Annotated in this window: 10 protein-coding genes and 1 tRNA gene; 5 read left to right on the top strand and 6 right to left on the bottom strand. The window is 70.5% G+C overall.

What is annotated here, in order from left to right; translation table 11 throughout:
• Window positions 1-353: 353 nt before the first annotated feature.
• Complete coding sequence (locus tag AC07EG_RS37540) at window positions 354-1,214, bottom strand: alpha/beta fold hydrolase (protein ID WP_478258028.1); 861 nt, start codon at window positions 1,212-1,214, stop codon at window positions 354-356.
• Between the two features lie 110 nt (window positions 1,215-1,324).
• Here AC07EG_RS37540 and AC07EG_RS37535 point away from each other — a divergent pair, with 110 nt between their 5' ends.
• Genes AC07EG_RS37535 through AC07EG_RS37520 form a run of 4 tightly spaced genes read left to right on the top strand, consistent with a single transcriptional unit; the run spans window position 1,325 to window position 4,899 of the window.
• A complete protein-coding gene (locus AC07EG_RS37535; RefSeq protein ID WP_478258027.1) occupies window positions 1,325-1,945 on the top strand; it encodes a TetR/AcrR family transcriptional regulator in 621 nt (206 codons plus the stop codon).
• A gap of 49 nt (window positions 1,946-1,994) precedes the next feature.
• A complete protein-coding gene (locus AC07EG_RS37530) occupies window positions 1,995-3,560 on the top strand; it encodes an MDR family MFS transporter (protein WP_478258026.1) in 1,566 nt (521 codons plus the stop codon).
• Window positions 3,561-3,569: 9 nt separating this feature from the next.
• Window positions 3,570-4,403 carry an alpha/beta fold hydrolase gene (locus tag AC07EG_RS37525; protein WP_478258025.1) on the top strand — a complete coding sequence of 278 codons (834 nt, stop codon included), beginning with the start codon at window positions 3,570-3,572 and terminating at the stop codon, window positions 4,401-4,403.
• Between the two features lie 10 nt (window positions 4,404-4,413).
• Complete coding sequence (locus AC07EG_RS37520; RefSeq protein ID WP_478258024.1) at window positions 4,414-4,899, top strand: SixA phosphatase family protein; 486 nt, start codon at window positions 4,414-4,416, stop codon at window positions 4,897-4,899.
• Here the strand turns inward: AC07EG_RS37520 and AC07EG_RS37515 are convergent.
• Both AC07EG_RS37515 and AC07EG_RS37510 read right to left on the bottom strand, forming a co-directional pair.
• Complete coding sequence (locus AC07EG_RS37515) at window positions 4,886-5,716, bottom strand: EamA family transporter (RefSeq protein ID WP_478258023.1); 831 nt, start codon at window positions 5,714-5,716, stop codon at window positions 4,886-4,888. The genes AC07EG_RS37520 and AC07EG_RS37515 overlap by 14 nt on opposite strands.
• Window positions 5,703-6,209: a MarR family winged helix-turn-helix transcriptional regulator gene (locus AC07EG_RS37510; protein WP_478258022.1), complete on the bottom strand. Its 507-nt coding sequence runs from the start codon at window positions 6,207-6,209 to the stop codon at window positions 5,703-5,705. The genes AC07EG_RS37515 and AC07EG_RS37510 overlap by 14 nt, the downstream gene beginning before the upstream one ends.
• A 105-nt stretch (window positions 6,210-6,314) precedes the next feature.
• Here AC07EG_RS37510 and AC07EG_RS37505 point away from each other — a divergent pair, with 105 nt between their 5' ends.
• A complete protein-coding gene (locus AC07EG_RS37505; protein ID WP_478258021.1) occupies window positions 6,315-7,127 on the top strand; it encodes an NAD(P)H-binding protein in 813 nt (270 codons plus the stop codon).
• Window positions 7,128-7,212: 85 nt separating this feature from the next.
• Here the strand turns inward: AC07EG_RS37505 and AC07EG_RS37500 are convergent.
• The 3 genes from AC07EG_RS37500 to AC07EG_RS37490 form a co-directional block, all read right to left on the bottom strand.
• Window positions 7,213-7,284: transfer RNA gene (locus AC07EG_RS37500), tRNA-Val, on the bottom strand.
• A gap of 46 nt (window positions 7,285-7,330) precedes the next feature.
• Complete coding sequence (locus tag AC07EG_RS37495; RefSeq protein WP_478258020.1) at window positions 7,331-7,792, bottom strand: peroxiredoxin; 462 nt, start codon at window positions 7,790-7,792, stop codon at window positions 7,331-7,333.
• A gap of 94 nt (window positions 7,793-7,886) precedes the next feature.
• A complete protein-coding gene (locus tag AC07EG_RS37490) occupies window positions 7,887-8,306 on the bottom strand; it encodes a DUF3052 domain-containing protein (RefSeq protein WP_478258019.1) in 420 nt (139 codons plus the stop codon).
• Between the last annotated feature and the right edge of the window lie 203 nt (window positions 8,307-8,509).

Below are 8,509 nucleotides of genomic sequence, written 5' to 3'. Positions count from 1 at the left end.
AGCGTTCGTCCTGAGCCAGGATCAAACTCTCCAACAATGAATTTGATCTAGACTACATCTAGTATTCTCAAAGGAAACCCCGACGAGGGGGTTTCAAATTAAGCTCTACTGGCTTAGTTCACTAGCACACTGTTGAGTTCTCAAGCAACACGCCACAAAGTTTTTGGCCCTGGAACAGTCTACCCGACGTCGAACCACTCGGATTCAGTGGGGGTAACTACCGCTCCAGATCGGGACCACCCACTCTACCACACGAGGTGGGAGCTTGGTTCGTGTTCCCGGCGACCGCCCGGTCTCCCCGGCGACGAAGAGAACATTACACGCCCCGGAACAGGCCCGAAAAGGGGGGTCCCCTAACGGGATCTTGCCTGGTAGAAGGCGGTGAGCGCGCGGTTGAGCGGTTCGGCGGGCCAGAGCGGCAGCGAGTGGTGGGTCGCCTCGGGCAGGGTCACCACGGTCAGCGAGCCCACCGCCGCACGCGCGTTCGCCTCCACCTTCCGGACGTCGTGCGCCCGGCTCTTCCCGGCGAGCACCAGCAGCACGGGCACCTCCGGCGCCACCGGGCGCGGCTGCCCGCCCGCGACCACCTTCGCCGACGAGACCGACGAGACCGACGGGACCGGCGTGACCTCCGAGCCCAGGGCCATCAGCTCCAGCCAGTCCGGGTCGACCGGCGCCCCGCCGAGCTCCCATTCGAGGAACGACCGTTCGCGCGCGGCCGTCGGCCGCAGCAGCGACGGCAGCGCCCGCAGCAGGTAACCGGCGCGGAAGCCGGCGAAGCACTGCGCCGGGTCGAGCAGGGCCAGCTTCCCCACGCGCGCGGGTGCGCGCAGCGCGTACGAGAGCGCGAGCCGGGCCCCGTACGAGTGCCCGCACAACCCGGCGCGCGTCAGCCGGAAGTGCCGGAACAGCGAGTCGAGCCAGTCGAGCAGGTCCCCGGGACGGCGGAACGGCCTGCCGTCGTGCACGCTCCGGCCCGGCCCGCCGAGCTGGTCCACCGCGTAGACCCGGTGCTCGCGGCTCAGCTCGGCGACGTTCGCCAGCCACACCGTCGAATTCGCGCCCCCGCCGTGCAGCAGCACCAGCGGATCACCCGTCGCCGGGCCGCACACCCGCACCCGGGTGGTGCCGAACTCCGACCGCACGTCCACCGGCTCGCTCTCGACCGGCCACTTCGCCAGCACCGCGTCGTACGCGGCGAGGAATGCCTGCACCCGGTCATCATGCCCGCGTTCTCGAGCCCCGGTCGGGACCCGCTCGACGGAGACCTGTTTCACAACCTGCAACTTTGCAGACTCTGCAACTTTGTTGCTACCTTGACCGCATGAACCAGCCCACCGGCCTGCGCGAGCGCAAGAAGTTCGCCACGCACCGCACGCTCGCCGCCGCCGCGGTCCGGCTGGCCGCCGAGCGGGGGCTGGACCACGTCACCGTGGAGGACATCGCCGGGGAGGCCGGGGTCTCCCCGCGGACCTTCTTCAACTACTTCGCGTCCAAAGAGGACGCCGTGTTGATCGCCTACCCGGACCACGAAGAGCGCACCGCGCGCTCGGTGGAGCGGTTCCTGGCCATGCCAGCCGACATGCCCGCGCTGGAGGCGCTGGTCAGGTCGATCCGGCCGGACATCGAGGACGTCGAGTCCAACCGCGAGGAGTGGCTGGCCCGGATGTCGGTGATCGAGGCCAATCCGGCGCTGGTGTCCAGGGTGATCGCCAGCCAGGCGAGCACCGAACGCAGCATCGTCGCCGCGGTGGCCGAGCGCACCGGGCTGGACCCGGTCAAGGACCTCTACCCGGGCCTGCTCTTCGGCGTGGTCGGGCACGCCATGCACGCGGCGGTCCGCCGCTGGTACGCCCTCGGTGGCGAAGAACCGCTCACCGAACTGATCGACCAGGCGTGGGCGGCGATCGCCGCCGGCCTGCCCGAACCCGGCACCCGCCACTGAACCTCCCGCCCCGCCGGGGGCGGCCGTGCACTTCTACCAAGGGGTTTTCATGTCTGTGACCAGTGACCGGGTGGCGTCGTCCACCATGGGCAGAAAGCAGATCCTGGAGGCGTTCTCCGGGCTGATGATGGGCATGTTCGTCGCCATCCTGGCCTCGACCGTGGTGGCCAACGCGCTGCCGCGGATCGTCTCCGAACTCGGCGGCTCGCAGTCCTCGTACACCTGGGTGGTCACCACCGAGCTGCTCGCGATGACCGCGACCGTGCCGCTCTGGGGCAAGCTCGCCGACCTGTACAACAAGAAGCTGCTGGTCCAGCTGTCGCTGTCGCTGTTCGTGCTCGGCTCGCTGGTCGCCGGGTTCTCGCAGAACATCGAGGTGCTGATCGCCAGCCGGATCGCCCAGGGCGTCGGGGCCGGTGGCCTCACCGCGCTGGCGCCGATCATCCTGGCGCTCATCGTCTCGCCGCGTGAGCTGGGCAAGTACTCCGGCATCTTCGGCGCGGTCTTCGCCATCGGCACGGTGGCGGGCCCGCTGATCGGCGGTGTGATGGTGGACACCTCGTGGCTGGGCTGGCGCTGGTGCTTCTTCCTCGGTGTGCCGCTGGCCATCGCCGCGATCCTGCTGCTGCAGCGCACGCTGAACCTGCCGACCGTGCGCAAGGAGGTCAAGATCGACTACCTCGGCGCGGCGCTGATCATGTCCGGTGTCTCCGTGCTGCTGGTGTGGACCACGCTGGCGGGCAACCAGTTCGACTGGTGGTCGGGCTGGACCGTGGCGATGGTCGGCGGCGGTGTGCTGATCCTCGGGCTGGCGGTCTACGTCGAGTCGAAGGTGCCCGAGCCGATCGTGCCGCTGAGCCTGTTCCGCAACCGCACGGTCACGCTCACCACGCTGGCCAGCTTCCTGGTCGGCATGGCGATGTTCGCCGGCACGGTGTTCCTGTCGCAGTACTTCCAGCTGTCGCTGGGCAAGACGCCGACCCAGGCCGGGCTGATGAGCCTGCCGATGATCTTCGGCCTGCTCATCTCGTCCACCGTGTCCGGGCAGCTGATCAGCAAGACCGGGGTGTGGCGGACGTACGTGCTGCTCGGCGGCGTGCTGATGGTGGCGGGCCTGCTGCTGCTCGGCACGATCAGCGCGAGCACCTCGGTGCTGCTGCTCGGCGTGTACATGTTCGTGCTGGGGGCCGGGCTCGGCATGCTGATGCAGAACCTGGTGCTGGTGGCGCAGAACGACGTTCCCGCGCACGAACTGGGCACGGCCACCTCCACGCTGTCGTTCTTCCGCAGCCTCGGTGGTTCGATCGGCGTGAGCGCGCTGGGCGCGGTGCTGGCGAACCGGCTGACCACGCTGATCAGCGAGGGCCTCGGCCCGATGGCGGCCGGGGCCGGGGCGGGCGGCGGGCACGGTTCGGTGCCGGACCTGTCCACCCTGCCCGAGCCGGTGGCGAAGGTGATCCGCGAGGCGTACGGCACGGCCACCAGCGAGATCTTCCTGCTGGGTGCGCCGATCGCGGTGGTCGCGGTGCTGGTCACGCTGTTCATCAAGCAGATCCCGCTGAAGACCCAGAGCGGTGCCGAACGCCTCGCGGCCGAGGACGCGCTCTCGCACTAGGGTGCGGCTGTGACCGAACAGCTCAGCATCGACACCCCGGCCGGTTCCTTCGACGCGATCGCGGCCGGGCCGCACGACGGCCGTCCGGTCCTGCTGCTGCACGGCTTCCCCGAGGCGTCGCTCACCTGGGAGCACCAGGTGGCGGCGCTCGGGGCGGCGGGCTGCCGCGCGGTGGCGCCGGACCAGCGGGGCTACTCCCCCGGGGTCCGGCCGGAGCAGGCGAGCGAGTACTCGATCGACGAGCTGGTCGGCGACGTGCTGGCGATCGCCGGGGCACTGGAGTGGGGCCGGTTCGACCTGGTCGGGCACGACTGGGGCGCGGCGGTCGCCTGGTGGACCGCCGACGCGCACCCGGACCGGCTGCGCACGCTGACCGCGGTGTCCACCCCGCACCCCGCCGCGCTCGCGGCGGCCATGAAGACCGATGAGGACCAGGCCCTGCGCTCGGCGTACCTGACCGAATGGCGGCAGACCAGGGTCACCGAGCGGCGGATGCTGGAGAACGGCGCCGAGGCGCTGCGGCGGATGTTCGAGTGGAAGGTGCCGCCGAGCCGGGTCGAGGAGTACGTGCAGCGGTTGTCCGAGCCGGGAGCGCTGACCGCCGCGCTGAACTGGTACCGCGCGGGCCGTCCCGGCGGGAAGATCGGCAAGATCAGCGTGCCGACGCTCTACGTGTGGAGCACCGAGGACGTGGCCTTCGGCTCGACGGCGGCGCTGGACACGGAGAACTGGGTGAGCGCGGCGTTCCGGTTCGAGCTGTTCGAGGACGTGTCGCACTGGGTGCCCGAGGAGGCGCCGGAAGCGCTCACCGCCGTCCTGCTCGAACACCTTTCCGCGCACTAGGCTCGCGCCCATGCGCCTGATCGTGATGCGGCACGCGAAGTCCGCCTGGCCCGACGGCATCGCGGACTTCGACCGCCCCCTCAACGAACGCGGCCTGCGTGACGCCCCCGCCGCCGGCCGCTGGCTCCGCGAGAACGGACCCGCGCCCGAGGTGGTGGTCTGCTCCCCCGCCGTCCGGGCCCGCACCACCTGCGACCTGGTGACCACCGAACTGCCCGCGCAACCCGAACTCCGCCACGACGACCGGCTGTACGGCGAACCGGCCGAGACGCTGGTCGAGGTGGTCCGCGAGCTGTCGCCGTCGATCGGGACGGTGCTGCTCGTCGGCCACAACCCCGTGCTCGAAGAGCTGGTCGAGCTGCTCAGCGGCACCCAGGTGGAGCTCAAGACGGCCACCCTCGCGGTGCTCACCGGCGACCGGCCGTGGGCCGAGGCCGGGAAGGGGTGGGCGGCGCTCGACGCGGTCACCACCCCGCGCGGGGTCAGCCCAGCGTGATCAGCGCGATCGCGGCGACGGCACCCAGCAGTCCCGCGGTCTGCGTCCGGTTGACGCGTTCACCGAGGAACACCATCGCCAGCACCACCGGGATGGCCGGGTAGAGCGCGGACAGCACGGTCGCCACCGCGACGAGTTGCTGCTGCGTGGCGTACCAGTAGAGCAGGAGCGCGACGCTGCCGAGGACCCCGGCGGCGCCCGCGAGCAACGCCGGTCGCGGCGGCAGCCGCAGTGCGCGCCGGGTGCCGAGCAGCAGCACGGCGATCACCACCACCGAACTGATCCGGCTGGCCGCGATCGGCCACAGACCGGCATCGGCGGGCACCTGCGCCATGGCCAGGAACTGCACGGCGAATCCGATCCCGGCGATGACCGCGTCGGCGAAACCGGGTGGGACCCCGCGTTCGGCCGGGCCGGTGCGTGAGACCAGCCACACCGCGACCAGCGCGCAGCCCACCCCGGCGGCGGCGAGCAGCGAGAACCGTTCGCCGAGCAGGACGACCCCGGCGAGCACCGGGATGGCGACCGCACCGAGGTCGCTGACCGGCACGACCACGCTCATCGCACCACGGCCGATCGCGCGGTACAGGAACGCGACCCCGACGCCGGTGCCGATCCCGGACAGCACGCCGTACCAGAGCCCGTGCCCGGTGCCGCCCGCGACGAGCGCCGCCGGAACGGCCACCGCCGTACCGCCGAGCTGGGCGTGGAGCGAGACGGTCATCCCGGCCCTGCGGCGCGACAGCAGGCCGTTCGCGAAGTGCGTGATGCCGAAGCAGAGCGCCGAAGCCAGCGCGAGCAGTTCACCCACGGGCACGGCACTCCTGGCCGACCGGGCAGCGGGCGCACACCTGCCGGTCGCACAGGCGGCACAGCAGGTACTCGGACCGCCGGTTCTCCACCAGCCCGGCGAGCAGCGCCTCCAGCCCGGGCGCGAACGCCCCCACCTGCTCGTCGGTCAGCGGTTCGAGCAATTCCAGCAGGACGCGGCCGCGGGCTTCGAGCAGTTTCTCGGCACTGGCCCGGCCGGACTCGGTCAGCGTCAGCCGGACCCCTCGCCCGCCCGGGTGGTGGCGCTCGACCAGTCCCGCCGTGATCAGCGTCTCCAGCATGCGTGCGGCGGCCGGTTGGCTGAGGCCGATGCGCGCACCGAGTTCGGTGACGCCGATACCGGGTTCGACCAGCAGCGTCGACAACGCCGCCGCGCCGCTGGTGCTCACTCCGGCGGCGCGGGCCGCTTCGCCGTTGACGCGTTCGGCCACGGCGAGTGCTCCGGCTCCGAGCAGGTTGGCCACCCGCAATCTATTCATAACTCATGCATAGATCATGGCGAACCGGGCCGCAACCCGGCTCGTTGACTTGAACCTTTGTTCAGCTCCTAGCGTGGCAGCAGTCGTTCAACGAAGGGAAATCCCATGTCAAAGCGTGTTCTGGTGACCGGAGCCACGGGCAACGTCGGCCGGGAACTGCTGTCGCAACTGCTCGCCGAAGGCGTGGAGGTGCGTGCTCTGGTGCGCAAGCCCACTTCGCTGCCGGACGGGGTCGAGCAGGTCGTCGGCGACCTGGCGGATCCGGCGAGCCTCGACGACGCCACCGCCGGGGTCGACGCCGCTTTCCTGGTCTGGCCGATGTTCGACACCACACTGGCGCCCGACGTGCTGACGCGGCTGGCCCAGCACGCGCGGCGGATCGTCTACCTCTCGGCGGAGGGTGTGCCGTTCCACGCGGAAGTGGAGCGGTTGATCGAGGGTGCGGTGCCGGAGTGGACCTTCCTGCGGCCGTCCGGGTTCGCCACGAACACCCTGGGCTGGGCGGACCAGATCCGCGCGGGCGACGTGGTGCGCTGGCCGTTCGCCGAAGCCAGGCGGTCGCTGATCCACGAGGCCGACATCGCCGCGGTGGCCGTGCGCACCCTGCTCGACGACGGGCACCACGGGCGGGCGTACTACTTCACCGGGCCGGAGGCGATCAGCCAGGCGGAGCAGGTCCGGCAGATCGGCGAGGCGCTCGGGCGCCCGCTGCGGTTCGCGGAGTTGCCCGCTGACGCCGGTCGTGACCTGCTGCTGGCCCAAGGCTGGGACCCGGCCTTCGCCGCGGGGGCGATCGAGGCGTGGGGCGCCATGGTCACCGAACCGGAACGCGTGAACGAGGAAGTGGCACGAATCACCGGACGCCCGGCCCGCACCTTCCGCGAATGGGCAAGGGACCGCGCCGACGCGTTCCGCTGAACGGCGCTACCGCACCGCATTCGCACCAGACCGGCGCTGGCCCCGGCACACGCGCCCGGCGCCCGCCAACGGCAACCGAACAGGGTGGGCGCAGCAGGATTCGAACCTGCGACCGCTCGGGTGTAAACCGAGTGCTCTCCCGCTGAGCTATGCGCCCCGGCGGCGGCACCCCGATCGAGGGGTGCCGCCGCGGAAAACCTGCGTCAGGCCAGTTCGGCGACGGCCTTCTTCCAGGACTCCTGGTCCCGCGCCTCGCCGGGCTGGTTGATCTCGGCGAACCGAACCACGCCTTCGGTGTCGATCAGGAAGGTGCCGCGGTTGGCCAGGCCGGCGGCCTCGTTGAACACGCCGTAGGTCTTGGCGACCTCGCCGTGCGGCCAGAAGTCCGACAGCAGCGGGAACTGGTAGCCCTGCTGCTCGGCCCACGCCTTGAGCGAGAACGGGGTGTCCACGGACACGCCGATCACCTGCACGCCCTTGCCGTCGTACTCGGCGAACTCGTCACGGAGCTGGCACAGCTCGCCCTGGCAGATGCCGCTGAACGCGAACGGGTAGAAGACCAGCAGCACCGGCTTCTCACCCTGGAACGACGACAGGGTGACCGCCTGCTTGTTGTAGTCGTTGAGTGTGAAGTCCGGGGCCTTCGAACCGACCTCGACCGCCATGAGTTCCTCTCCCGCTGCTCGACGTGTTGCCTGTGCCTGCCGCCGTTACCCTATCGTGCGAACGGCTCGTCCACCGGTGCCGGTGCGGGCGTGCTCACTTCTTGGACCGCGGCACCAGCCGGGTGCCCGACCAGCCGGGTCCGACGCTGATGTTGGAGGTCTGCGACAGGCCGACGGCGGGCACCACTTCGGCGACCTCGCTGGGCTCGACGTGGCCCGGCTGGCCGGTCTTCGGCGTCAGGACCCAGATCACCCCGTCGTCGTCCAGCGGCTGCCTGACCTCGATCAACGTGTCGCCGAGGTCACCGTCGTCCTCGCGCCACCACAGCAGCACCACATCGATGACCTCCTGGGCGTCCTCGTCGAGGATCTCCCCGCCGATCTGCTCCTCGATCGCCGCACGCAGGTCGTCGTCGACGTCCTCGTCCCAGCCGATCTCCTGGACCACCATGTCCGGCTTGATCCCAAGCCTCTCGGCGACGCTGTTCTGCCCAGCGTCTCCCGCGGCGACCACGGCTCAACTCCTCCAGCTAGCTTCTCGTCCGGCCGGTTCGGGCCGCACGTCCGACATGAATGGGGTTAGCGAACACTGGCGAGGCTGTCCGCGCAACCGTCCACACCGGATCATCGCCCAAGTCGTGCCCCAGCGTAAGGGCCTCCGGCCCGCTGTGCGGACCACCGTAGGGCGCCGCGCCCGCACGCCCCGCACCGGGCTGC

It is taken from the genome of Amycolatopsis sp. NPDC045836 (genome assembly GCF_056431745.1).
This window is presented reverse-complemented; position numbering and strand designations above follow the sequence as displayed.